Source organism: Chryseobacterium sp. MA9 (genome assembly GCF_024399315.1).
Classification (GTDB): domain Bacteria; phylum Bacteroidota; class Bacteroidia; order Flavobacteriales; family Weeksellaceae; genus Chryseobacterium.
The window spans coordinates 2,203,119-2,230,083 of the sequence record NZ_CP075170.1 but is presented as its reverse complement, the minus strand read 5'-3'; the positions used below and the strand labels follow the sequence as shown (position 1 = coordinate 2,230,083).

At 33.1% G+C, this 26,965-nt stretch carries 20 protein-coding genes; 17 read left to right on the top strand and 3 right to left on the bottom strand.

The annotated features are described in order from the left end of the window. Window positions 1-21: 21 nt before the first annotated feature. Complete coding sequence (locus KIK00_RS10070) at window positions 22-1,260, top strand: T9SS type A sorting domain-containing protein (RefSeq protein WP_255816423.1); 1,239 nt, start codon at window positions 22-24, stop codon at window positions 1,258-1,260. Window positions 1,261-1,413: 153 nt separating this feature from the next. Further along, window positions 1,414-3,312 carry a molecular chaperone DnaK gene (gene dnaK / locus KIK00_RS10065; RefSeq protein ID WP_255816422.1) on the top strand — a complete coding sequence of 633 codons (1,899 nt, stop codon included), beginning with the start codon at window positions 1,414-1,416 and terminating at the stop codon, window positions 3,310-3,312. Window positions 3,313-3,421: 109 nt separating this feature from the next. On the opposite strand, the gene KIK00_RS10060 is transcribed toward dnaK, so the two are convergent. Together KIK00_RS10060 and KIK00_RS10055 are read right to left on the bottom strand one after the other, a co-directional pair. Next, window positions 3,422-5,617 (bottom strand): prolyl oligopeptidase family serine peptidase, encoded by a 2,196-nt coding sequence (locus KIK00_RS10060; protein WP_255816421.1) that lies wholly within the window; start codon window positions 5,615-5,617, stop codon window positions 3,422-3,424. A gap of 135 nt (window positions 5,618-5,752) precedes the next feature. Beyond that, on the bottom strand, window positions 5,753-5,920 hold the full coding sequence (locus KIK00_RS10055) for a hypothetical protein (protein WP_255816420.1): 168 nt from the start codon (window positions 5,918-5,920) through the stop codon (window positions 5,753-5,755). Window positions 5,921-6,176: 256 nt separating this feature from the next. Between KIK00_RS10055 and KIK00_RS10050 the strand changes: the two genes are divergently transcribed. The 11 genes from KIK00_RS10050 to KIK00_RS10000 all read left to right on the top strand — a co-directional run bounded on the left by KIK00_RS10050 (window position 6,177) and on the right by KIK00_RS10000 (window position 19,912). Continuing rightward, window positions 6,177-7,901 carry an AraC family transcriptional regulator gene (locus KIK00_RS10050; protein ID WP_255816419.1) on the top strand — a complete coding sequence of 575 codons (1,725 nt, stop codon included), beginning with the start codon at window positions 6,177-6,179 and terminating at the stop codon, window positions 7,899-7,901. A gap of 250 nt (window positions 7,902-8,151) precedes the next feature. Then, window positions 8,152-9,327, top strand: a complete 1,176-nt coding sequence (locus tag KIK00_RS10045) for a carboxypeptidase-like regulatory domain-containing protein (RefSeq protein ID WP_255816418.1) — start codon at window positions 8,152-8,154, stop codon at window positions 9,325-9,327. Beyond that, window positions 9,305-10,144, top strand: a complete 840-nt coding sequence (locus KIK00_RS10040; protein WP_255816417.1) for a GLPGLI family protein — start codon at window positions 9,305-9,307, stop codon at window positions 10,142-10,144. Before KIK00_RS10045 ends, KIK00_RS10040 begins: the two co-directional genes overlap by 23 nt. A gap of 70 nt (window positions 10,145-10,214) precedes the next feature. Continuing rightward, the gene (locus KIK00_RS10035) at window positions 10,215-10,409 is read left to right on the top strand and encodes a class I lanthipeptide (RefSeq protein ID WP_255816416.1); all 195 of its coding nucleotides are present in this window, start codon (window positions 10,215-10,217) and stop codon (window positions 10,407-10,409) included. Between the two features lie 39 nt (window positions 10,410-10,448). Continuing rightward, window positions 10,449-10,634 (top strand): class I lanthipeptide, encoded by a 186-nt coding sequence (locus KIK00_RS10030; protein WP_255816415.1) that lies wholly within the window; start codon window positions 10,449-10,451, stop codon window positions 10,632-10,634. A 66-nt stretch (window positions 10,635-10,700) separates the two neighbouring features. After that, a complete protein-coding gene (locus KIK00_RS10025; protein WP_255816414.1) occupies window positions 10,701-11,945 on the top strand; it encodes a lanthionine synthetase LanC family protein in 1,245 nt (414 codons plus the stop codon). Between the two features lie 15 nt (window positions 11,946-11,960). Beyond that, entirely contained in the window at window positions 11,961-14,189 is a 2,229-nt protein-coding gene (locus tag KIK00_RS10020; RefSeq protein WP_255816413.1) for a lantibiotic dehydratase family protein, read from the top strand. A 16-nt stretch (window positions 14,190-14,205) separates the two neighbouring features. Then, window positions 14,206-15,072: a thiopeptide-type bacteriocin biosynthesis protein gene (locus KIK00_RS10015; protein WP_255816412.1), complete on the top strand. Its 867-nt coding sequence runs from the start codon at window positions 14,206-14,208 to the stop codon at window positions 15,070-15,072. Window positions 15,073-15,075: 3 nt separating this feature from the next. Next, complete coding sequence (locus KIK00_RS10010; RefSeq protein ID WP_255816663.1) at window positions 15,076-17,268, top strand: peptidase domain-containing ABC transporter; 2,193 nt, start codon at window positions 15,076-15,078, stop codon at window positions 17,266-17,268. Further along, a complete protein-coding gene (locus KIK00_RS10005) occupies window positions 17,258-18,562 on the top strand; it encodes an HlyD family secretion protein (RefSeq protein ID WP_255816411.1) in 1,305 nt (434 codons plus the stop codon). Before KIK00_RS10010 ends, KIK00_RS10005 begins: the two co-directional genes overlap by 11 nt. Window positions 18,563-18,721: 159 nt before the next feature. Then, window positions 18,722-19,912, top strand: a complete 1,191-nt coding sequence (locus KIK00_RS10000; protein WP_255816410.1) for an erythromycin esterase family protein — start codon at window positions 18,722-18,724, stop codon at window positions 19,910-19,912. 202 nt (window positions 19,913-20,114) lie between these two features. On the opposite strand, the gene KIK00_RS09995 is transcribed toward KIK00_RS10000, so the two are convergent. Continuing rightward, window positions 20,115-20,477, bottom strand: coding sequence for a helix-turn-helix domain-containing protein (locus tag KIK00_RS09995; RefSeq protein WP_255816409.1), 363 nt, complete (start codon window positions 20,475-20,477; stop codon window positions 20,115-20,117). Window positions 20,478-20,601: 124 nt separating this feature from the next. Between KIK00_RS09995 and KIK00_RS09990 the strand changes: the two genes are divergently transcribed. The 4 genes from KIK00_RS09990 to KIK00_RS09975 all read left to right on the top strand — a co-directional run bounded on the left by KIK00_RS09990 (window position 20,602) and on the right by KIK00_RS09975 (window position 26,960). Further along, window positions 20,602-21,012 carry a DUF3291 domain-containing protein gene (locus tag KIK00_RS09990; protein WP_255816408.1) on the top strand — a complete coding sequence of 137 codons (411 nt, stop codon included), beginning with the start codon at window positions 20,602-20,604 and terminating at the stop codon, window positions 21,010-21,012. Between the two features lie 275 nt (window positions 21,013-21,287). Continuing rightward, a complete protein-coding gene (locus tag KIK00_RS09985; RefSeq protein ID WP_255816407.1) occupies window positions 21,288-24,008 on the top strand; it encodes a TonB-dependent siderophore receptor in 2,721 nt (906 codons plus the stop codon). 20 nt (window positions 24,009-24,028) lie between these two features. Beyond that, window positions 24,029-25,378: a DUF4876 domain-containing protein gene (locus KIK00_RS09980; RefSeq protein ID WP_255816406.1), complete on the top strand. Its 1,350-nt coding sequence runs from the start codon at window positions 24,029-24,031 to the stop codon at window positions 25,376-25,378. A gap of 34 nt (window positions 25,379-25,412) precedes the next feature. Continuing rightward, window positions 25,413-26,960: a DUF6850 family outer membrane beta-barrel protein gene (locus KIK00_RS09975; RefSeq protein WP_255816404.1), complete on the top strand. Its 1,548-nt coding sequence runs from the start codon at window positions 25,413-25,415 to the stop codon at window positions 26,958-26,960. Window positions 26,961-26,965 lie beyond the last annotated feature (5 nt).

The following is a 26,965-nucleotide window of genomic DNA, read 5'->3' as shown; positions in this document are numbered from 1 at the left end:
CCGACTGCTTATAATATTTATATGAAAAAAGTTTTATTATTGACAGCCGGCTTTCTGATGGCTAATGTATTTGGTCAGAGAGAATGTGCTACTGATTTGAAAATGAAGGAATTTTATGCAAGGAATCCACAGGCTTTGGCAAAAAAAGAAGATTTACGAAATTATTTAACCAGTAAAAATGCTGCTGCTAATACAATGGCTAAAAATGGTCAGACTGTGATTACGATTCCTGTTGTAGTGCATGTTCTTTATGGAAGTGCTGCGCAGAATATTTCCGATGCTCAGATTGCATCACAGATTGCTATTTTAAATAATGATTTCAGAAAATTGAATCCTAATTTTAGTTCTGTAGTTCCTGATGTCTTCAAACCTTATGCTGCAGATATGGAGCTGACATTCTGTATGGCAACAAAAACGCCTACAGGAGCTTCTACTACAGGAATAGAAAGAAAATCAGTGGCTTCAAATTTTGATTTTGCTAACCAATATTATTTATCAACTGGCCTTACAGCCTGGGATCCTACTAAATATCTAAATATATGGGTAGGGGATATGCCTAATCCTTATTTGGGCTGGGCTTACCTGCCTGATGCAGCAGGATTTCCGGAGGACGGACTTGCCATTGGCTATAAATACTTCGGAACTACAGGAGCTGCTGTGTCTCCTTATAATGGAGGACGAACTGCAACGCATGAAATAGGACATTATTTCGGATTGCTTCACCCATGGGGAGAAGATGGCAGTGCATGTGGAACACCGGATAATGATGATGGCTGTGCAGATACTCCTGCTATTAATGATGCCCATTATGGGGGTAATGTTTTTCCAGATAACGGTTTTATGTGTAATCCTACTGCAAACGGTGCCATGTTCATGAATTTTATGGATTATGTGACAGATACAGAAATGGCATTTTTTACTAATGATCAGAAAACAATCAAGATCAATACTATGGCTGGTCCGAGAGCGAGCCTACTTAATTCCAATGCTTGTGCTTTCTTATCAGTAAATGAAGTGGAAAAAGTAAACTCTATTAATCTTTTCCCTAATCCTACTACACAGTATATTTCCATTGCTTCTCCATTGGCACCTATTAATGAAGTGGAGATTTTCAACGCTGAAGGAAGACTTGTAAAAAAAGCATTTATTAAAAATGAGACAGATAAAATTGATGTGAAAAATTTTGTCAGTGGTGTTTATTATGTAAGAACTTATAATGGCAAAGACTTCGTAAAATCAATGAAGTTTATCAAAAAATAATGAAAATATTTCCATATTAAATTATACAAAGCCTCGATTTTATCGGGGTTTTTATTTTTATTGTGTCATTTTGTCATATTTCTTTGAATGGTACAGATATTGAGAAATTGAGAGTGTAAATTAAATTAAAAATAGAAAAAAATATAAAATATTATGAGTAAAATAATTGGAATTGACTTAGGAACAACCAACTCTTGTGTTGCTGTAATGGAGGGAAAAGACCCTGTTGTTATTCCTAACGCAGAAGGTAAAAGAACTACTCCTTCTATCGTAGCTTTTACAGAAGACGGAGAAAGAAAAGTAGGTGATCCTGCAAAAAGACAGGCTGTAACGAATCCAACAAAAACTGTTTACTCTATCAAAAGATTTATCGGAACACACTTTAAAGATGATGCTTCTGAAATCACAAGAGTACCTTATAAAGTGGTTGCCGGACCAAACGATACTGTAAAAGTAAAAATCGACGATAGAGAATATACACCACAGGAAATTTCTGCAATGACACTTCAGAAAATGAAGAAAACTGCTGAAGATTATCTTGGACAGGAAGTAACAAGAGCGGTAATCACTGTTCCTGCATACTTCAACGATGCACAGAGACAAGCTACCAAAGAAGCTGGTGAAATCGCAGGTCTTAAAGTAGAAAGAATTATCAACGAACCTACAGCTGCAGCGTTAGCTTACGGTCTTGATAAAAACCATAAAGATCAGAAAATCGCAGTATATGACCTTGGTGGTGGTACTTTCGATATCTCTATCCTTGATTTAGGAGATGGTGTATTCGAAGTATTATCTACAAATGGTGATACTCACTTAGGAGGTGATGACTTTGATGATGTGATCATCAACTGGATGGCTGATGAGTTCAAAGCTGAAGAAGGTGTTGAATTAAAATCCGATGCAATTGCATTACAAAGATTGAAAGAAGCAGCTGAAAAAGCTAAAATTGAATTATCTTCTTCTCCTCAGACTGAGATCAACTTACCTTATATCACAGCTACTGCTACAGGTCCAAAACACTTAGTGAAGACTTTAACAAAAGCTAAATTCGAGCAATTATCTGCTGATCTTGTAAGAAGATCTATGGAGCCTGTTGCTAAAGCATTAAAAGATGCTGGTCTGTCAACTTCTGATATTGACGAAGTAATCTTGGTAGGTGGTTCTACAAGAATCCCGATCATCCAGGAGGAAGTAGAAAAATTCTTCGGTAAAAAACCATCTAAAGGAGTGAACCCGGATGAGGTTGTAGCTATTGGTGCAGCTATCCAGGGAGGTGTATTGACAGGTGATGTAAAAGACGTATTGCTACTTGACGTTACTCCACTTTCTTTAGGTATCGAAACAATGGGTTCTGTATTCACAAAATTAATTGAAGCGAATACTACGATCCCAACTAAAAAATCTGAAGTATTCTCTACAGCTTCTGACAACCAGCCGGCTGTAAGCATCAGAGTAGGACAGGGTGAAAGATCTATGTTCAACGATAACAAAGAAATCGGTAGATTCGATCTTCAGGATATTCCACCAGCACCAAGAGGAGTTCCTCAAATTGAAGTAACATTCGATATTGATGCTAACGGTATCCTAAGTGTATCTGCTAAAGATAAAGGAACTGGTAAAGAGCAGTCTATCAAAATTCAGGCATCTTCAGGTCTTTCTGACGAAGAAATCGAAAGAATGAAGAAAGAAGCTCAGGAAAACTCTGCAGCAGATGCTAAGAGAAAAGAAGAAGTTGAAATCTTCAACAAAGCTGACGGATTGATCTTCCAGACTGAAAAACAATTGAAAGAATTCGGTGAAAAACTTTCTGCTGACAAAAAAGCAGCAATCGAAGCAGCTCACACAGAATTAAAAACAGCTTTTGAAGCTAAAAATGTTGATGATGTAAAAGCTAAAACTGAAGCTTTAGACGCAGCATGGATGGCAGCTTCTGAAGAATTATATGCAGCTGGTCAACAGCCGGGTGCTGATGCAGGTGCAGGAGCTCAGAACGCTGGTGGAAACGCTGGTGCTGAAGATGTACAGGATGCAGACTTCGAAGAAGTAAAATAATTGTTGATTCAGAACAATTAATAACATATAGAAAAACCCCATAAACATTGTTTATGGGGTTTTTCTTTTTTTAGCGTTTTTATCAAGCTTTCCTATAGAGAAATACGCTTTATTTAGTAATATCTCCGATTGGCTGATAATCTGATACTCCTAACTGCCACAGTGCGAACGCAAAAATATCTCCAATATTAGCGTATCGCTGTGCTGTTGGTATATCGCCTCCGTGGCCTCCGGCATAATCTATTTTCAATAAAATAGGATTGTTGGAAGAATTATTCGCTAATAATTTGGCGACAAATTTTGCAGGTATCCAAGGAGACACTCTGGGATCGTTGATTCCGGATGTGATTAGAGTTGCGGGATATTTTACTCCTTTTTTAATATGATGGTAAGCATCCATTTCCAATAGCCCTTTAAAATCAGCAGAATTATTTAGATTACCATATTCTTGAGCCGCAGATTTTCCTACGCCTCCAAACTCGTTTCTCAAAGTATTTAGAACTCCTGATTCTATAATTACCGCACCGAAAAGGTCTGGCCTTTCGGTCATTGCTCTTCCCATTAATATTCCGCCTGCGCTTCCTCCTAGGATGGCTACTTTCTTTGGGGATGTATAATTTTTATTAATTAAGTATTCAGTACAGGCAATCAAGTCTTTCCACGAATTTGATTTTTTAGATTTTTGTCCATCAATATGCCATTGTTCTCCTTTTTCTCCACCACCTCTTACGTGCGGAACAGCAACAATTCCTCCTTGATTTGCCCACAATAGGTAACTAATAGAAAAGTATGGAGAATATGATTCTGCGTACGCACCATAACCATTCATAAGAATTGGAATCTCCCCATTCTTTTTAATGTTTTTATTGTAAATTAAAGATAATGGAACTTCTACGCCATCATGAGACTTTACCGTAATTTCCTCAACTACAATATCTTTGAATTCTGGATAATCAATGATCGGCGCAATATTTTCTGGGGTAAATTCACTCTTTCGCAGGTTATATTTAAATCTCTGCTCATCATTTGCCCAGCCTGAACAGCTAATCCATATATCCGAAAAATCTTTGCCTTTCGCTTCCAGATATATATTTCCGGATACAAATGGGGTTTTTATATTGTGTTCTTTGCCATCTTTGTACAAATATAATTTTGCTTCTACCCCGTTTTTTGTTCTTGTATAATATATTCCATCTTTCGTTACAGCATATCCTGTAATCACTTCATCTGCCATTTCAGGCACCAATACTTGCGGATTTTTGAAATTTGGATTCTTAGCGCTGGTCTTACAGAGTTTGTAATTCAAAGTATTATTATAGCCGGATAAAAAATAGATATCATCTCCAGCTAACCGCATAGATGGTATTTTATCTTCTTTCGTATATAAAGGTTTCCAATTTTTTTTACCATTTAATAAGTCTTGCTTACTGATAATAAATGTTCTCCTAAAGTCTTCTGAATCTACCAAATTTCCTACATAATACTTGTCATCGGCATTAAATGCCATAATAGCCGGGTATGTATTTTCCTCTATATTTAGATTAGGATTATTAGATCTGGAAAATACATTATTCAGCTTTTTTGGATCTTCACCTATTCTATATAAGATTGTCTGAACATTTTTTACATAATCTTTAGAATTACTGTCAATTACAGGATAATAAACATAAAAAAAACCCGAATTATCCTGTAACCATTTAATACCTCCAATGCTGGAAGGATTGGTATTAGTTACGACTTCTGGGTGAACATATTTATTCTCAACATCTATTACAATAACTTGAGAGATTTCTTTGCCATCTTCAGTCAATGAGATAGCCAATCTGCTTCCGTCCCAACTGGGACTTAATAGATTGACTAAAAATTGATGTTTAGATTTACCTGAAGAATCTTTAAAAGAGGATATGAAACTATCAGGATCATACAGTAACTGTTCCGTCCCGTTAAAACCATTTCGATAGTAAACTTTTGCAGTTCTCTCTTCAGAACTTTTTTTCAGATAAAAATATTTATCATTATCAGTTATTTCTAAATCAGATACTGAATACCCCTGCCTTTTGTCAAATTCTAAGCGTTTTTTAAGGTAATAATCTCTATTAGGGATTTTATTAATCAAAAAATTGGCGTAATCTGTCTGCGATTTCATCCATTGAGCGGTTGCAGAGTCCTTTAAATTTTCTAGATTTCTGTAATCATCAATGATTTTAGTGCCAAAATAATGATCAGTAGCAGATACAGAAGGGGCTAAATTTGTTTTTTGCGCACCTAAGGATAGTGAAAGAAAAATAAATATATATATTTTCATTTGATATTAGGATAAACAACCTCGGGGCAAGCCCACTGGGTATTACTGGAAATAATTTTTTATTTCGAAGAAAAGCGCTATGTCTTTTCAAATCTTAACTCTTCTTCCCCGAGGTAAAATTCAAGAATTTTTTGATTAAATTTTGATTGGCTGCTGTGGATCCTTACTAGCATTATCTGGAAAAGCACAAGTCCTAATCTTTTCTTCTAAACCTTTTCCTCCTTTGATAGAATTTAAATTGATAATTTTTGAGATTTTTACTTTGTTAAGCGAAAGCTTTTTCTCATTAATGTTCTTCTTCATTTTGAAATTTTTAACTTATTTAATTCTGCAAATAAAATGATATTTTTCGAATCCTGCTGGAACTAGAACTATAAATTTATAAATCTATAGTTTTTTATTGATAAAGATTTGAGTATTGTAAATTGATTTTTTTTTTGGAATGATAACTTTAATTATAGCATTAAAAAATAAATTTCACTTATAATAGTAAAATTAGTTTTTATTATATTACTTGTGATCAATAAAATGGATATTTTTGTACCGCATACTTTAGTTTATGAAAAGCCTAAAATATTTTTTCTTTCTTTTATTAGCATATAACCAATATTATTCTCAAAATAAAGTTTTAATTGATACTTTGTCTAAATATGACTATTTAGAATTAGAAGAAAAATTCTACAATTACAAGGATAATAACAAAATTAAAGAATCTAAAATAATTGCTGAATACTACTTGAAAAAGGCCAAGAAAGAAATGATCATCAATAATATTGCTGAAGGGTATGTATTCATGCAGTATAATCAGAACTTAGCCGCCTCCCTAAAATACATAGATAGTTTAGAATCCATTAGTAATAAACTGCATGATAATAGATATCCTGCCCGTATCTATCTGCTAAGAGGCAAACTGTATTTTGATTATGATAACGAAAAATTAGCGTTGGATAATTTTGTAATCGCGTTAAGCCATGCCAAGGAAAATAACAACAAACGACAGATTGCTATCGCTGATCTTCAAATTGCTTATCTCAATGGATATATTGGAAAACATAAAGAGACCGTAAAGGTTCTGGAATACTATTACGGACATCCTGAATTTTTAACTCCCCAAGATATTGAACACATTCAAATAAGTTTGGCAGATGCATATATTGACATTTATGAGTATGATAAAGCATTAAAACTCATAAAAGATGGACTAAATGATGCATCAAAAAATAAGGCAGAAATAAGATATAACAAGTATTTAATCTTGTTGGGCAGATATAATTTTGAAACTAAAAATTACCACAATGCTATATCAAACTTAGAAATCTGTAAAAAATATTTTTTAAAGAATAATCTTGATTTTGATGCTAATTATACCATGTTGTATTTAGGAGAATCATATTTAAAATCAAATAAAAAAGATGAAGCTGTAGAAAATTTCGTTAAAATTGATTCTATTATTCAAAAAACAAATAATACTTTTCCTGAGCTTCGTGATGTTTACACTTATCTTGTAGATTATTACAAAGAGAAAAAAGACAAGGAAAAACAACTTTATTATATTGAAAGATTCCTGACCGTTGATAAGATTCTTGATTCTCAGTTTAAATACGTATCGCGAGAACTGCCAAGAAAATACGATGCCCCCAAACTCTTAAAAGAAAAAGAAAATATTATCAATGATTTAGAAAAAAAGAAATATTTTTTGTTTTCCGGTTTAGGCATTTTACTATTGGCTCTCATTGCTGTAGGCTTTTTCTTTTATAAATCTAAAAAATCAGAAAAGAAATATCGAAAAATAGCGCAGGATTTAATAAAATCTATTAATGAAAAGAAATCAGAAATAGAGGAAAAAGAAGAAAGGAAAGATTTTATTCCTTCTAAAATTGAGACCGCTTCAAAAATTGAGAAATCTGTTATTAGAAATATATCAGAGAATACTGTACAAAAGATTCTGAAGGAATTAGAACGATTTGAGAACAACGAATTATTTTTACAAAAAGGAATTACTTTAAGCAGTCTTGCAAAAGATTTTAAAACAAATTCTGCATACTTATCCGATGTGGTGAATACTTATAAAGAAAAGAACTTTGCTTCTTATCTTAATGATCTTCGAATAGACTATGCTTTGAACAGATTAGTACAGGATAAAAAATTCCGTTCTTATAAGTTAACTGTTGTTGCCGAAGAATTAGGTTACAATAATGAGCAGGCTTTTGCTTCCGCTTTCCGAAAAAAAACAGGAACCATTTTGAGGACTTATATCAAAGAAATTGATCAATCTCAGGAATAACTCATCATTTTTATCTTTTAAAAGTTTCTTTTTTCTTGTAAATGATATTCTTTTGTTGATATCATGTGTTTTTTTATTTTATCTAATTGAAAATCAATATAATGATTAATTTTTTGTTAGCTGATTTTAATGAATTATAGCCATTGTAAGGTATAGATTTATATATCAAATCTATAAATTTATAAATCTATATTTAAGTTTTTTTGTTCCTGATTATAACTGTGTATGTTTGCAATCGAAACGAGTAAACATGACACAAGCAAAATTCTACACTATCCTTCTTCTCTTTTTAATTTTAGGATTTTTTCATGCACAATCTTTGAAGTTAAAAATTGTAGATTCAGAAAGCGGAAATCCAGTTCCACACGCAAGGATTATTTTATCAAACACGGTGTTATATAGCAATGATGATGGTTTCATTTTGCTGCCTGAAAATTCAAACAATCTGGAGGTTTCAGCCTCAGGTTATCAAACGGAAAAATTGGCCAATTATAATTCAACTATAAAATTAAAACCATTATATAAAGATATTGAAGAGGTTAAAATAATCAATATTGATATCAAGAAGATCTTTTCAGATGTTTTAAAAAATTATGAGAAACGATATTATGATCAGCGCTCTCTATATGATGTGCTTTACAGACAAAAAAACAGCGATGATGATAATTTAAGCTTCCTTCTGATAACCAATGGTAAACTTTGGATGGAATCCAATACCTACAATTATAAGGACGCATTCAATAAAAGGTTTGATAATTTCATCCAAATGGAAATAGATTCTGTAAAATATTTCAAATCCACTATTTCCGAAAATGATTTTTGCAAAGGACAATCTTTGAATCAGTCCAAAGATTTTGTTGGGAATATTTTTTTCAACTACGAACTAGCCCGGGTTAATTATTATTTCAAGACAAAAGATGCAAAGTTTTCAGGCAGAATTGTTGATGATTCTAATGATGAACAGACTATTGTATATAAAATAAGTAACCCGGAAATAGAGGTGACAGGAACAATTGTGTATCAAAAAATGGATAAAACCATTATTCATTATGAGCTGCAATATGATCAAAGCAAGTATCCATCTTATAAAGTAAAAACTAAAAATGGATTAGAGTACGAATTCAAAGTCGGAAACGGTGTTACCTACTATGATTTTTACAAAATAAACGGCAAGTATGTTCCTTCTATTTCAGGAACCAAAGGTTTTAGTTATTGTACATATGATGGAAAGAAGCAAAAAAATAGCTTTAGCAGAGAAATAATCTTTCAAAAGTTTACTCAGACAGAAACAACCGGTCTTGAGAAAAAGATTGACTTAACTAAAAGAATATGGGAGAACATTCCTAAGCTGGAAAAGCAAAACAACAGCATTTTATTATCAGAAGAAGAACAAAAATTTATAAATGAAAAATCATATCAGGAATAGTTTTTTATTAATGTTATTATCATTTTTTTTCGCCAATTCTCAAACACAAAGGTTTGTATATGATGTTGAATACAAAAAGGACTCAACTTCAAATCTTACCACAAAAGAGAATTATCTTTTAGACATTAATAAAAGTGAAGTGCTGTATTATACAAGAGACTTTTTTATTGCAGACTCTTTAATCAACAATAATATCCCTTTTCCAAAAAATATGAAGTTAAATACTTCAACCATTATCACCCATAGAATTGGAGACAATAATTATGATGAATATGACTTATTGGAAAATACGATTCTAAAATTACAAACAAAAGATTTCCAAAACTGGAAATTGACTGCTGAAAAAAAGAAAATAAAAGAATTGCTTTTGCAAAAGGCCATAACTAATTGGGGAGGGAGAACCTGGACAGCTTGGTTTACGACAGAAATCCCTTTTCAGGAAGGTCCATATAAATTTCATGGATTACCTGGTTTAATTGTGGAGCTCCATGATGATAAGGGGAATTATAGATTTGAATTGGTAAAGTCTGAAAAATACAATGGAAAAAAAGAAAATCAATTTATAGAAATATCCAAGCAACAGGCAGTTGCTGTTGAATGGGAGAAATACAAAAGTACAAAGATCAAATTTTATGAATCCCCGGTAAATTTTATTCAAAATAGTGTTGGTGATTCTAAAAATGAAGAATTCTTTTTGAATGATGGTACAAAAGTCAATGCTGTAAATATGAGGGAAATCAATGAATCTTTACGAAGAAATATAAAGAAATACAATAACCCTGTTGAGCTCAATCGAGTAATTGTATATCCTAATTAAATTTATCCGGATCAAATAACTATATAAAGTCGACTTTAATTATTAAAATTAACAATTAAATTTTCACATTATGAAACAAAAATTAAAATTAAACAAAGAGAAAGTTAGCAAATTGACAGATCTTCAATCTTCCAGTATAAAAGGTGGGAAGGAACTAGCAGTAAGTACAAGACATAATTTTACTTGTGGACTTTGTACTGGAGGTGATGGTACAAAAGATTCTTGGAATACTTGTGCTGTATCTGAATGCTTTGCTTGTAGCTAATTATAGAATTTAAAAACTAGAACTATTAAATTTTTTATCATGAAACAAAAAAAATTATCATTAAACAAAGAGAGAGTTGTAAAATTAACAAAAGAACAGTCTGCTTCTATTAACGGAGGTAAAGCTTCTGCAAGCAGCTCTTGGAATGATTTTACTTGTTGTTGGTGTACTAATGGAGGTGATGGACCTTCAAAAACTAACAACTGTATAGAGCCTGCAAACTAAACACGGGATAAAAACTATTAACCAACAAGCTCTATAATTTTATAGAGCTTGTATTATAAAAGCGTAATGATTATAGAGAATAAATTATTAGAGATAGAAAGTGTAATAAACCAAAACTGGCATAAAGAACCTTATATTTCAGATCTTTCTTTACTTACAGGAATTAGTGGTATTCCTATCTTCTATTATGTGTTATATAAACATACTAACGACCCAAAATATTTGACTAAAATAGAAGAGGTACTTAATGTTATTTTTGAAAAACTAAATGAAGGTGAAGAGACCATTCCTAAAACTTATTGCTTGGGACTTGCAGGAATAGCATATATGTTGAATTTTTTAGAAAAGTCTGGAGATATCAATATTGATTTTTCCGAAGCTCTTGAAACATTCGATGAAATATTATTAGATACTGTTGATCATTTTCTCTCCTACATAGATAATATCGAAAGTGACTACATCATGGAGCAGGTAGATTTTCTTCATGGAGTTTCCGGTCTTGCCCATTATTTTCTTTCCAGAGAAAAGAAAGAAATCTATTCAGAAAAAATTATAATCTTATTTGAAAAACTATCAGAAATAGTAGAACGGGATTATAGAAAAGCATTAGAAGTTAAAGATATTGAGCAAGCTTCAACAGATTTGCACAAAACAAATCTTGGCCTTGCACACGGACATATTTCATTTATTTTATTATTTTCAAAGTTTTTAGAAGTTTTCCCCGATAACAAGAAAGTAAAGCACGCTTTAGAAAGCAGTGTAAAGACAGTTTTATTGTTTAAAAATGAACAGGAAGACGGATTTTGCTTATTTCCCAGCATAGCGGTGAACAAAAAAACGGCACTTTACAATATTCATTTAGGCTGGTGCTATGGAGATCAATCAGTCTCTTATGGACTTTATAAAGCCGGAAAGACATTAAATGATGAAAGTTTAATTAATATTTCTAAGGAAATAGCTTTATCCACATTGAAGAGAGATTCGCTTGGGACAGCGTTATTACATGAAGAAAGTTGTGATCCGGGATTTTGTCACGGAACCATTTCCGTAGCTTATTATCATAAAAAATGGCACTTAATAACTGAAGATAGCAGATTTTTGGAATTATATAAAAAATTTACTCAACTCACTTTGTCTCTTTCTACTGAAGAGAAAGGGCTGGCTGGTTATTTAAAGAATACAGGTACAGGTGATAAGCAACCTGCTTTAGGACTTTTAGATGGAATAGCAGGAATAGGAGTCTTTTTTGCCGATAGCTTATTAAACAACAGTTCTTCAATACAATGGGATTCCATTTTCCTATTAGAATAAAAGTTAACATTGATTATGAAAAAGTCAAAATATCTTCCTTTTGAAAAGTTCGTATTAAGAACACCTCTTTTATCATTAGATTTTTTTAAAAATCTAACATCTGCAGAAATCATATCCGATCAACAATTGATTGATACTTGTAAAAATGAAACGATTCGTGAGGCCATATTTTTAGCATCTCCTTCTCTTTCTTCTCAAATTGACAGATGGATGAGTGGTGAAATTACTGATGCTGAGAAAAAAATAAAATTAAAACACAGCGTTTTAAAATATCTTTCAAGAATGTCTTCCAGATGTACTCCGTATGGATTATTTGCAGGCTGTTCCGTTGGAAGTTTTTCTGACCAAACCCAAATAATACTTGATGGCCCAACAAACCATAAACGCCATACCAGACTGGATATGAATTATGCAGTTGCTTTATCTGATAAGTTGTTAGATATCAATAAAATAAGAGATTGCTTGAAATTCTACCCTAATTCCAGTATTTACAGAATTGGAGGCAAGTTAAGATATATTGAATACTTTTATAAAGACAATATCAGACATTATGACATTGTAGCTGTTGATTTTTCAGAATATCTAGAGGAAATTATAACTATTTCTAAAAAGGGATTATATATTAGTGAGATTATTGAAAATCTGGTTGAGGAAGATATCGACTATGAAGAAGCAAAGGATTTTGTAGAAGAATTAATTGAAAACCAAATTCTTGTTAGTGAAATTGAACCGTCCGTATGCGGACTTGAATATATTAATCAGCTCACTAATGTATTAAAAGAAAGATTTAAATCTCAGAATGAATATCTCACATTTATAGATTCAATTGAGAAAGAATTGGAGAGTATAGACCAGGTAATTGGAAACTCATTAAAAAAATATATTGATATAAGTAATAAGATTGGGGAAAAAGAAATTCCTTTTGATCTTAAATACCTTTTTCAATGCGATTTAGTGCTTTCAACCCAACATAATTCTATTGATAAAAAAATTTTAAAAGATATTGAACAGGCTATCAGATTCGTGAATCGGTTAAGAAAAAATAAGGCTAAAAATTATTTAGATCAATTTAAAGAAGGCTTTTATGAAAGATATGAAGACCATGAAATGCCCATCTCTAAAGTTTTAGATCCGGAAATAGGTATCGGGTATGGCCTTAATACACAATCCAATGATGACAATCCTTTAATTGATGATTTATTGATCCTGCAGCCGGACAAGGATATAAAGGATCCAAAAGAAATAAAGTGGACAGTAATAGATGATGTCATTCAGAAGAAGATAATAAGTGCTATCCAAAAAAATCTTTTAATAATAACATTAGAAGATAAGGATTTTTCCTTTCTGCCGGAAGTTACGTATGAAGATTTACCTGAAACAATATCTCTAATGATTGAAATTGTTGAAGAAAACAATATTTCTAAGATAAAATTCTCAGGAGGTGGAGGTGGAAGCGGAGCCAATTTATTAGCAAGATTTTGCCACAGTGATGAAAATATAAATGAATTGGTCAACGAGATCATTCACTTTGAAACAGATTATAACTCGGAAAAAATTATTGCAGAAATAGTTCACCTTCCGGAAGCAAGAGTTGGAAACATCTTATCCAGACCAGATTTTAGAGATTTTGAAATTCCATATTTGGCTCGTTCTAACAAACCTTTGGACAAGCAGATAAGTTTAGACGATATCATGGTGTCTGTGAGAAATAATAAAATTGTTTTGCGATCCAAAGCTCATAATAAAGAGATATTGCCAAGATTAACGAATGCCCATAATTATTCCAACAGTAATACTCTTCCAATCTATCATTTTTTAAGTGATATGCAATTGAATAATTATTCTGCATTATATATCGATGTAAGTAATTTTGATCACTTATATAAATTTATTCCCAGAATAGAATATAAAAATATCATTCTTTCCTATGCTTCGTGGAATTTCAGTATTGATGATATAAAATCTTTAATTGAGGGGAAAAAGCAAAATGATCTGCAAAAAAAGGTGGAAAATTTCAAACAGCAATTTTCTCTTCCTGATTTAATTCTTCTAAGTGAGGGTGATAATGAGTTGCTTATCAATTTAAACAACCTGACCTCTGTGGAGATGTTTATTGAAACGGTCAAAACCAGACCAAATTTTAAGTTGACTGAATTTATTTTTAATCAAGACAAACAAGTAGTCAAAGATTCTTTTGGGCATAACTTTTCCAATGAAATTATAATGTCATTTTACAAAAATTAATAGTGTATACAACAATATGAGAGCATATAACATACCTGGGGGCAATTGGATTTACTATAAGTTGTATATGGGGACAAAATCTGCAGATGAAATACTTATAGATAAGATTAAACCTCTTGCAGATCAATTAATGGCAGAAAATGTTATAGATCAATGGTTTTTTATTCGGTACAATGATCCAAAATATCACTTACGCATAAGATTCAAATGTACTGATCCCATTCTTGTCCATGAAATTACTTCAAGAATGCACAATATTTTATTGCCTTTAATTGAAGAATTTATTATTTGGAAGGTTCAGCTGGATACCTATAATAAAGAAATAGAAAGATATGGTCTTAAAACAATGGAAGTTTCAGAGCAGTTGTTTTTTTTCGATAGTGTGATGACTGTAAATTATTTGGAAAACTTTAAGGACGAAAATCTAAGATGGCTATTCGGTTTAAGGGCAATTGATGACTTTTTGAATCTATTCCAGTATCAATTGTCTGATAAAAAGAATTTTATGGAGCAGTTAAGCATTGCTTTTAAAACAGAATTTGGAAAAACAAAAATTTTGAATTCTAATCTGAGCGATAAATTCAGAGCCAACAGGCAAGTTATTTCAGATACAATTGAAGGTAAAAACACAAATAATATTTATGGAATAATTAATGAGAGAAATGAGAGAATTATAAATTTAAGCGATGAAATTTTAGCATTGCATCATTCAAAATCTTTAGATGTTAATATCAATAGCCTTATGGCAAGTCATATTCATATGATGATGAATCGTTTGTTCAAATCTAAAAATAGAGCACATGAGATGGTTTGTTATGATTTTCTGTTCAGATATTACAAATCAAAGTATGCCATAGAAAATAGTGTGAAAACATTTCCATAAATCATTCCCATGTTTCCTTCATATAAACAACCGGACTTCAAAGACTGTGGTCCTACCTGTTTGCGAATTATCAGCAAATATTATGGTAAGGACATTCCACTCCAGCAAATAAGAAATTTATCAGAAACAACAAGAGAAGGCAGCAGTTTACTGGGGCTAAGCAATGCTGCAGAAAACTTAGGACTTAAAAGTCTTGGAATAAAAACTGATTTCCAGACATTTGCGGAGGAAATCCCTCTGCCATGCATTGTCCACTGGAATAAAGTTCATTTTGTAGTTGTGTACAAAATTGACAAATTAGGAAAGATATATGTTTCTGATCCAAGCTATGGTTTAATAACCTATGAAAAAGAAGAATTCATTAAATTCTGGATAGGTGAAAATGCGAATGAAAATACGGAAGAGGGTGTTGCATTACTTTTGGATACTACCCCCGCTTTTTATCAGAATGAATTTGATGAAACTAAGAGCAAAACCAGTTTTAGCTTTTTATCCAGATATTTACTGAAGTATAAATCGCTGATATTTCAGCTGTCTGTTGGATTGTTGGGGGGGAGCTTATTATCATTGATTCTGCCTTTTCTTACTCAAAGCATTGTAGATGTAGGGATTCAGAATCAGGATCTTAATTTCATTTATTTGGTTTTACTGGCTCAGATTATGGTATTTTTGGGGAGGACGGGTATCGAAGTTATTAGAAGCTGGATTTTACTTCATCTTTCTACAAGGATCAATATTTCCATCATTTCCGATTTTTTTATCAAGCTGATGAAACTTCCTATCAGTTTTTTTGATACAAGAATGACCGGAGATATTATGCAGAGAATCAACGATCATCACAGGATTGAGCAATTGTTAACTACTTCTTCACTCAATACATTATTTTCGTTAGTTAATCTGATTATTTACAGTATTGTTTTACTGTTTTATGATTATAAATTGTTCTTGGTTTATTTGGCTGGTGCTGTTTTATATATTGGCTGGATTACTTTTTTTCTCAAAAAAAGAAAAGAGCTGGATTACAAAAGATTTTCTCAGGTTTCGCAGGAACAAAGCAAAGTTATTGAACTCATTAATGGAATGCAAGAAATCAAAATGCATAATGCTGAAAAGCAAAAACGCTGGGACTGGGAGTTTCTGCAGATCAAATTATTTAAAATCCAGATCAAATCACTATCCTTAGAGCAATGGCAATCCGTTGGCGGGAACTTTATTAATCAGATGAAAGATATTTTGGTAAGCTTTCTTTCGGCTAAATTAGTGTTGAGTGGAAATCTGACCCTTGGAATGATGCTTTCGGTTCAATATATTATCGGACAGCTGAACAGTCCGCTATTTCAATTAGTAGATTTCATCCGTCAGACTCAGGACGCTAAAATTTCGCTTGAAAGATTGGGTGAAATCCACGATAAAGAAGATGAAGAAATTACTGATGAACAATACATAACAGAAATTCCTCAAAAAGATTTGGAAATCCAGGATGTTTCTTTCCGGTATATTGGTTCTAATTCCTTTGTTTTTGAAAATCTTGATTTAACGATTCCTTATCAAAAAACTACTGCCATCGTGGGAGCCAGTGGAAGCGGGAAAACAACTTTACTAAAGTTATTAATGAAATTTTATGAACCCAATTCAGGAGATATCAAAATCGGAAATACTGATTTAAAAAATATATCTCCAAGATTTTGGAGAGACCATTGTGGAGTTGTCATGCAGGAAGGTTATGTTTTCAATGATACGATTGCTAATAATATCGCCATTGGTGAAGATTATATTGACAAATCAAAATTAAGAATGGCTGTTGAGATTGCCAATATCAAAGATTTTGTGGAAAGCCTCCCGCTAAGCTATAATACCAAAATTGGCAACGAAGGTATTGGGATTTCAGGCGGACAAAAGCAAAGGCTTTTCATAGCAAGAGCGGTTTATAAATCTCCTGAATATATCTTTTTTGATGAAGCAACTTCCGCTTTGGATGCCAATAATGAAAAAGTCATTATGGAAAACCTGGAACAATTCTTCAAAGGAAAGACAGCAATTGTTATCGCACACCGTCTCTCAACTGTAAAACACGCAGATAAAATTATTGTTTTGGATAAAGGGAAAGTAGTGGAAGAAGGGAATCACACAGAATTGGTTGCCCTGAAAGGTGAATATTACAGACTCGTTAAAAATCAACTGGAACTTGGAAACTAAAAAAGACATATTAGATAATATTGAACTGCGGTCAGAGAGCGTTCAGGATATTCTGACGCAGCCGCCACACTGGATGATCCGTTGGGGAAATTCTGTTATTTTCATCATTCTTATAATGGTTTTGATAATGAGTTGGTTTATCAAATATCCGGAATTTGTTCCGGCCCCGATTATTGTAACCTCAAAAGAACCACCAGAAAAGCTTCAGGCAAGAATTAATTCTAAGATCGAAAAAATTTTAATTAAAGACCATCAGGAAGTAAGGAAAAATGAAGTTTTAATGATTTTGCAATCTACGGCTAATTATCAGGATGTTCTGAAACTTAGAAAATTGATGGATTCCACTGCTCCAGATCAGGTATTTTCTTTTCCGATAGGTGAAACATCCGGTTTTAGATTAGGTGAACTGCAGGGCGATTATAACCAATTTTTAAAAGCTTTTCAGGATGAAAAATTGTTTACAAGACTACAGCCTTATGCTCCGGAAAATCTAGCAGCTAACCAGAGCTTATCTGAATATAAAAGCAGAATTGCCACTTTACAGCAGCAGATAAATCTTGAAAAGGTAAAATATGAACTAACAAAGAAAAACTATCAGCGCTCGCAAAGCTTATACGATCAGGGCGTGATTGCCGCAATGGAACTGGAAAATGAAAAGATCAAATTTTTGCAGGAAGAACAGAATGTAAAAAATATCAGTATTTCTTTATCACAGTTACAGGAAGGTATTTCTAATCTTAACAAAACCAAAAGCGTTGCAAATATCAGTTCTGAAAAGGATAAGAGCAATTATTCTTCCCAAATGGCGCAGCTTTTTGAACAGCTTAGAAAATCCTTAAAACAATGGGAACAAAACTATCTCATTATTTCTTCCACCGATGGGATGGTAAGTTTTCAGCAGTTCTTTGGGGAAAATCAGTTTGTGAAATCCGGAGAAGTCATTGTGACAGTTTTACCTAAGAATAAAGAAGCATTGGTCGGAAGAATGCAGATTCCTTCTGTCAATTCAGGCAAAGTTGCTTCAGGCGAAAAAGTGCTGATAAAACTGGATAACTACCGTTTTCAGGAATATGGCATTGTGGAAGGTAATGTACAGAATATCTCTATTTCTCCCGACGAAAATGGTAATTATTATGTTGATATTACCCTTCCAAAAGGGTTAAAAACATCTTACAATAAAAAACTTCCTTTTGACAAAGAACTTAGAGGCAACGCAGAAATTGTTACAGAAGATCTCAGATTGATTGAACGTTTTTTTTACCAGATTAGAAAACTGTTAGGTTATCAGTTATAGTGAATTATCTGCGGCTTAAAAAAATATGTGCTGGTATCTAATATGATTAAAATTTATACTGAAGTTTTTAAGTGATATTTTTTTGTAAAATTGTAATCTAATTATAAGTAGTAAATGAATTTGAAATTATCCTTTATTTTGGTTATATTTTTTGTAACCATGAGTGCACAATCAAAAAATGATTTAAATTCTGAAGAGAAAGAATATATTTCAAAGTTTATATATCCCATAAAAACTTTTAATCCGGATGAAAGAGACAATAGTGATTTGCTCATCTTAAATAAACTCATTGGAAATTCTAAAATAGTTGGATTAGGAGAATCTACTCACGGTTCTAGTGAAGTATATCAAATGAAATATAGAATAAGTGAATATTTGATCGCTCAGAAAAATTTCAATGTCTTTTCGCTCGAAGCCAATATGCCTGAAAGCTTTTTAATGAATCAGTATATTCAGGAAAAAAAAGGAAATCCCAAAGATATTTTAAAAGGAATGTATTTTTGGCTGTGGCAAACAGAAGAAACTTTAGCTTTTGTTGAATGGTTAAAAAAATACAATGAAAATAATGATTCAAAAGTTTTTTTTGATGGTTTTGATATGCAGTATGCTACAGGAGCAATAGATCAAATAAGAAAAACATATCAGGAAAATAAGTTGCCTGAGCAAGAGATTAATGATCTGGAAGCAGCTTTAAAAGAAAATAACAGAGGTTTCAGAACGTATTCTCAAAAAAGTCAGAAAATTTTATCAGAGTATCTGGTTTTAATAAAAGAAAAAAGTACATCAATAAAAAATCCAGATGAAAAATTGCGCTTCCTGCAAAATGTAGATATTATTAGACAATATATTCAGCAAAATTTTATCAGGAGAGACAAATTCATGGCTGAGAATGTTAAATGGTTAAAAGAAAATTATTTGAATTCTAAAGTAATTGTCTCGGCTCATAATTATCACATTGCAAAATTAAATTCAGACAGAATGGGGTATTGGGTAAATGAAATGTATGGTCAAGATTTTGTGAATTTTGGATTTGCCTTTTATGAAGGTACTTATTCTGCAAGTATTGATGGGAAGCTTGGTACCTATACTTCAGAAACAGCCGGTTCCGGAACATTAGAATATAAGCTTAACTCACTCAACATTCCAATTTTTATTTTGGATTTGAAAGCCATAAGGAAGGATGACAACAAACTTGGTAATTGGATATTGAAAGATATTCTATTTCGTAAAACAGGATCAGGTACAAATAAAAATGAATTTATAAAAACCAATGTTGCTAAATCCTTTGATTATTTGATATTCATAAATAAGTCAACAAATTCAAAACTTTTAAATGGTAACCCCAAATAAATAGGTTACAGCAAACGGGACATCCGTAATATATTCTGTACATTCAAATATATAATTGTCTGAAGTGATCCTGCCATTTCCCTTAAATCGAAAATTTTAAGAAGAAAAAGCATAAATTAATTCTAATCAAAATATTATAAATTAACCCGCAGCAAACTTTGTTTGCTGCGGGTTTTTATTTTCTTTAGACTGATATTCAGATTTAATACACTTTTTTACTTTCTAAAATAGTTTTGCCCCAATCATTAATGTGATCCAGCAAAGGGATAAATGATAATCCTGAATCTGATAGGCTGTATACAACTTTTACAGGAGGTTTTGTTCCAAATACGGTTCGGGTTATTAACCGATCCCTTTCTAGTTGTCTCAGCTGAATACTTAAGGTTGTTTCTGTAATAAAAGAAAGCTCTTTTTTTAGTTCACCAAACCTTTTATCACCATTTTTTAAGTGGCAGAGAATTACCCCTTTCCATCTTCCTCCAATGAGATCCATGACAAAACTTACTGCACAGGGATAAGATTTTTGATCTACATTGATGTATGAGGTCTCACATATTTTTTTCATTTTTTAATAGTATCTATATTGATAGTTATTTTATGCTAATAGTACAGGATTTATTTTTACACAATATAATCCGAATTAAAGAAATAAAAAAATGTATCAACTAGCACAAATTAATGTTGCCCGAATGAAAGGAATTAACATAGAAGATCCTGTAATGAATGAGTTTGTCAGCCATTTTGATTTGGTAAACCAATTGGCGGAAGAAAGTGAGGGGTTCATCTGGAGGTTGAAAGATGATGAAAATAATGCTACAAGCTTTAATCCATTTAATGATGAACAAATTATTATCAATTTATCAGTATGGAGAAATATAGAATCATTGGAAGACTATACCTATAAAACATTTCATGTTGATTTTCTGAGAAGAAGAAGAGAATGGTTTCAAAAATATGGAAAAGCCTATTATGCTCTGTGGTGGATTAAAGAAGGTAACTATCCAAATATAGAGGAAGCAGTAAGACGATTAGAGTATTTACAGGAAAATGGCCCATCTTCCTATGCATTTAGTTTTCAGTCTGCTTTTCAAAAGCCATAGCTAGATATATCATAATGTAAAGAGAATTGAAATATTTCATGTAAGAGTAATATCCCGTGTATTTAATGAAAATATATGGGATATTCAATTTATATAGTAAAGCGTATATTTTTATGAGAAGGGTATTCTTGTTATATGTTGTGGTTTTGTTATTTATGTAGTGGATTGTATGCGTATATTATTTTATTTTAACTTAAAATAACTTTAAGGATTTTAAAAACTTTCTTTTTATTTAGAATAATTATAATTAATTTTGCCGTCTAAATATTTTAAGGGTGAAAGTATCGTTATTAGTTGGTGCTGTTTTTTTAACAGTAGGCGGATTCTTGTCTGCTCAAAAAGTAGAGTTTTATCATAATGGGCAACTCAAAAAAGGAGAACTTGTTAATGGTGGTTTGAAAGAGTGTAAAGAGCTTCATAAGAAAGATAATTCTATGGTTCTTAAAGGAAAATGTCAGATCGTCTTCCTGAATTCCAACAATAGAGAAGAAACTATTATAATAAAAGAGGGAGAGGAGATACAGCTTCAGATCCTGTCATCTAAAAATTCATCCCGTGAAAAATCAGAAATCAGAATCGAAGGTGTACAGCTTACTGCAAAAAAGAAACAGTTTTCAGAAATTTCAATTCAGCAGGAAGCTCTTCAGAATCTCCAGTCTTTCTCTCTTGGAGATGTGCTGCAACAGTTACCAGGTCAATATGTACAGCAGTTTGACAATACCCAGTTTAAAAATATTGTTTTCAGAACAGCCAGCGGTCCTTCAGTAACCAGTTCCGGAAATATTCCCGGTGGTGACGATTTTGGGAACAGGGCATTTGGAGTACAGCTAATGGTTAACGATATTGCCTTATCTAATAACGAAAATATGCAGAGCTATGATTCTGCAAATAGCGGTCCTTTTGGGATAAGTTTTAATGCTACAACCAATGGTGGAAACTTAACGCCTAGTCAACCGAATTATGGAGTCGATTTAAGAGAAATCCCTACTGAAAATATCGAAAGTATTGAAGTCATACAGGGAGTTCCGGATGCTAAATACGGAGATCTGACATCCGGGCTTATTAAAGTAACAACCATTGCCAAAGCATCACCGCTTCGATTGGATGCATCTCTCAGAGAAGGAACTTATCAGGTAGGTCTTACCAAAGGCTTTAAGCTTAAGAACAACAACGCTCTGAATGTGTCTGTAGATTATATGAATTCTCTTTCAGATCCCAGAACTAGCCTGGTAGGATATGACAGAACTAATGTGAATTTCCTATGGTCATCAAGAAGTAAAAACGGATTTAGCAATAAACTTTCAGCATCATTTTCTAACAATACCAGTAAAGGAAAGAAAGATCCGGATGACCTTGACGGAATAATTATCAATGTGGATAACAAGAGCTTTTCATTAGGAAATAACATCAGTTATAATTTTAACCGAAACGGAAGTAAACCATTTTTCAAAACGATAAGCGCAGATGTAGGAATCAGCTATTCAACACAGCTTACAGAGAGAAGATTCTGGCTGAACCAAGGTGCGCGTCCTTATGGAAACTCAACAACAGATGGTGTTTATTACGCTCCTTATACACCACCAAGTTATGAGAATCAGGCCTTTTCGGATGGAAAGCCTCTTAATATTTTCACTGATCTAAGTGTGAATGGGAGCAAAATGACCGCATCCAAATGGGTTCATATGTACAGCATTGGAGCTAATTTCAGATATGGAAATAATTTTGGAAAAGGCCGTTACGGAACAGCAGGACAGTTCACAACGATTAATGCCTCAGGTCAGGGATCAAATGGAATGAGAGATTTTAATTACCGTGATAATGTTTTTGCCACCAAGCAGTATGCATTTTATATCCAGGATAATATTACGAAAGCTTTCGCCAACAAACATATCTTAAGAACCAATCTTGGACTTCGCTATGATCTGCAGAATTCATATTCTACCTATTCACCAAGGGTTAATACCTCATATCAAATGGGTAAATTTTCTGTAAGAGGAGGTTTTGGACTCACTTCTAAAGCACCTTCATTGAATCAAATCTATACAGCACCAAGATATTTTGATTTCCTTCTTGGGGATTATCGTTTGCCTGGATATTATTCAGCAGCCATTATGCAAACAGTAGTAACTCCGGGAGATAATGCCAATCTGAAACCATCACGAAGCTGGAAAACTGAAATAGGAGTAGATTACAGATTCCCTTTTGCAACGGTTAACGTTACTGCTTATTACAATAGATTATTTGATGGTTTTACAACAATGAGTGTTCATAAGATCATGGATAAAGCCAAAGTTAATGTCAACATATCGGGAACAAATGTACCTACTTTCGAAATTGTAGGAACTGAAAAATTTAATTACCTCCAGAACAGGATTATTAATGGGTATCAGTCTGTAGATAAAGGATTGGAGGTGATGGCCAGTTTCAAAAAAATAGAAGCCCTTAATCTTGTTATTGGTTTTAATGCCAGTTATGTAGAAACTTCAGGACACAAAGATGAAGGGCTTTATAAAATCAGTGCACCAGCGATCATGGATAAGGATTTCCAATATGGGATTTATAACGATATTAAAAATAAAAGATCCATGGCCAGAGCAAGTTTCAGTTTCGACTATCACCTGCCTTCATCAGGATTAATCATTGGCCTGAGAACAGATCATTTTCTTTCAGACAGATCCTTGGCAGGAATGAATGACATTTATCCGATAGGGTATATCAAACATGATGGAGAAATGCAGATGATTTCTGAAAACGATCGTACCAATCCAAAATATCAGGGATTGTTCCTGAAACCTTCAGATGAAAAGCTTTCAGGTTTATATAACAAAACGCTGCATAATGTACATTTAAGAGTTACAAAGGATTTCTTAAGCGGTTTCAGATTGTCAATATACGTAAGCAATGTTTTCAATTTAAAGGCATATGACGAAAGAGGAAGTGTGTATGGCAACTTTACTTCTACTTCGTTTGGAGGAAATATTTCATACAGATTTTAATAATACTAAAAATAAAAATAATGAAACGATTAATACTATTGCTAATGATTCCTGTTCTTATCCTTGTTGGATGCAACAGAGATGATGACTTTGGAGGAAATAACGAGATTAAGCCTGTTCCGTTTACCGTAAATATTAAATATGATGCTTCCAAATATCCTTCCGCTGCAGACAAAGGTGTTGCAAATGTAACCGTTATCCTGAAAAATACAGTAACAGAAGATCGGATTATTGGAAAAACAGATGCAAACGGTGACCTGATATTGGATGCTGTCCTACCGGGAACTTACAGTGTTCAGGCAGAACTGCAGCTAAAGCAACATGAATATGAACAGCAGATTGGAGAAGAAACCAGCTATGAAATTGTACACTTTGGAGGTTTCGATGAAAAAGTGGTCATTAATGCCAATACTCCTTCAAAATTGATCAGAATCACCAGTGGGAACCTTGGAGATCTTGTGATCAAACAATATTATTATGCAGGTTCAGATAACAAATTAGGAGCCAATTTCAGAGATCAGTTTATTGAGATTCACAACAATTCAGATCAGACTATTTATGCTGATGGCTTATACCTGGTATTCCTGGAAGGAAATATAAATAGTAATGTGACCACTTATACCTTATCTAATGGACAGTATGACTGGAGCAAAACTGCCGGTGGTGGTTCTGCTGCAAATACAGACTATGTGTATTCCAATATATTCATTAAAATACCTGGAAGTGGAAGCCAATATCCAATTTTACCGGGAAAAAGCATTGTTATAGCCCAAACAGCCATTAACCATAAAATGCCTTTTGATGATATCAACGGTACTGGAGTCGCCATTCAGGAGCCGGACAGAACGGTAGACTTAAGCCATGCAGACTTTGAAACCTATATGGGAGACTACAATACAAGCATCGGGAAGAAGCCTTTTGCATGGGATATCCAGAATATTATGGTGCCGGATATGCTGGTATCTTACTGGAGTATTGCCTCTAATGACTTAATTCTTAACGTAAATTCTATGCTAGGTTTAGGGATTCTGAGAGCTACTGATACCGAAGTGGCAACATGGAAAAAAGTGGCTGCTCCAAAGGCGCCAACTGGAACGCTGTTCCTGCAAATTCCCAAAAACTATATCATAGACGGAATTGATATTACAGACAAAGAGCAAAAAGCACCTAAAGATTTCCCTGCAGACATAGACGCATCAAGAACTTTTATTGTGAATGCAGTGGGACAGGCTGAAGGTACTTTTACCGGACTTTCAGTAATCCGTAAAACGAAGGAGATTATCAATGGACGCGTGGTATTGCAGGATACGAATAATTCTGCCAATGATTTTGTAACGATTAAAGCAAACCCTCGAGGATATGCACAATAATAAGAATAAGACAGTTAAAGTTTTTCAATACAATATGTTAGTATTAGCTGCATTAGGCAGTCAGTTCTTTCATGCACAGGCAACTCAGTTAGACAGTATTAATATAAGTTCTGTAGAAAAGAATATCAGGATTAATGATCCTTATATTGCATTTTTCCAGCCTTTGGACTTTTCACGCACAACTTTTCAGTATTCTTCCGTAAAGCAGAATTTTAAAAGAGTACAGACCGCGGGAGAAACAGGAAGTTTTAGTTTTCAGTCAGAAGGAGTCTATAAACTCAATGATAAAATTGCATTATCAGGAAGGCTTAAAGCAGACAAAACTACCGAAGAGGATGTTCCTTATATTCTAAGTGATGAGAGAACTACCAATTCTTCTTTTATTTATAACCCTTCTTATTACTGGGTTTCCCGCTCGGCAAGATGGCAGAAACAAACCTATTTCATCAATGGGCAGTTGGCCTATAATCCTGTAAAACCAGTTATTCTTCAAATAGGAGGAGAAGGAGTTTATGCTAAATCTTACCGTCAGAATGCAGATCCAAGACCAAAAATAGATGATTACAAATACAAAGCTTTTGCAAAATTAGGGTTAAAATGGAAACAGCATGCCATTTTCGGAAAACTGAGCTATGTACACCATTATAAGGGAAACGATATCATGTTTGTGAATATGAAAGGAAATGTGCCTGCGAATGACAGTATTTATATCCGTTATAATGAAGGTTACGGTAATCAGTATATCGGAAATACCCAGTACAAAACTTCCGAATATAAAATGGGAGGTTATATCTGGGGTGGTGAATATGCATTTAACAGCGCGGATACCCATTTCTCTGCCGGATACGATTATAAAAACCTGATTGAACGTTTCTACAGAGTTTTTGAATATCAGGATGCTAGCTTTAACTGGCAGAAAGACTATACAAAATATTCCGGTCTGAAAACAGATCTGCACAGTTTCTATCTTAATTTTATTGGAAATTATAATGGTAAAAAATGGGCTTCCATGATGAGGTACCAGGATCAACTGGATACCAATTACAACTATCCTTTGGAGTACACATCATACCGTCTGGAGCAGAAAAATCTTTTCTGGCAGAATAATGTAGTTTGGTTTAATCATAAAAATGAAGCATTCAAAGTACTTTTTGACGCAGCATATGGGAAAAACCATGTGAAAGATTTATCAGTAGTAATGGATAGAAAACTTTCCTTTTTCAATTACCGTCTGGGAGCGGAAAAGGAATTTGCTTTAAAACCTTCACATAAATTAGCTGTTGGCCTTTCGCAAAACCTGTATATTCCACTAGAAAAAGAATTCAATTATCAGCCTTATCAAAGCACAAAAGAGAATATCTTTGCAACTAAAATCGCTCAGCCGGACTTTGCTTATGATGCAACGCCTAAAATTGGTCTTAATTTTAACGCAAGTTATATTTTTGATCAGAATAAAATCAGGTATGAGCTGTTTGGAAGTTTTTCACAAACCTGGCTGATGAACAGTACCTATAAAAATCAAGTGAACTACAACGGCAAAGCTAATCATGTTGCCTTAGTAGGATTGAATGTTTATTATTAAAAAAT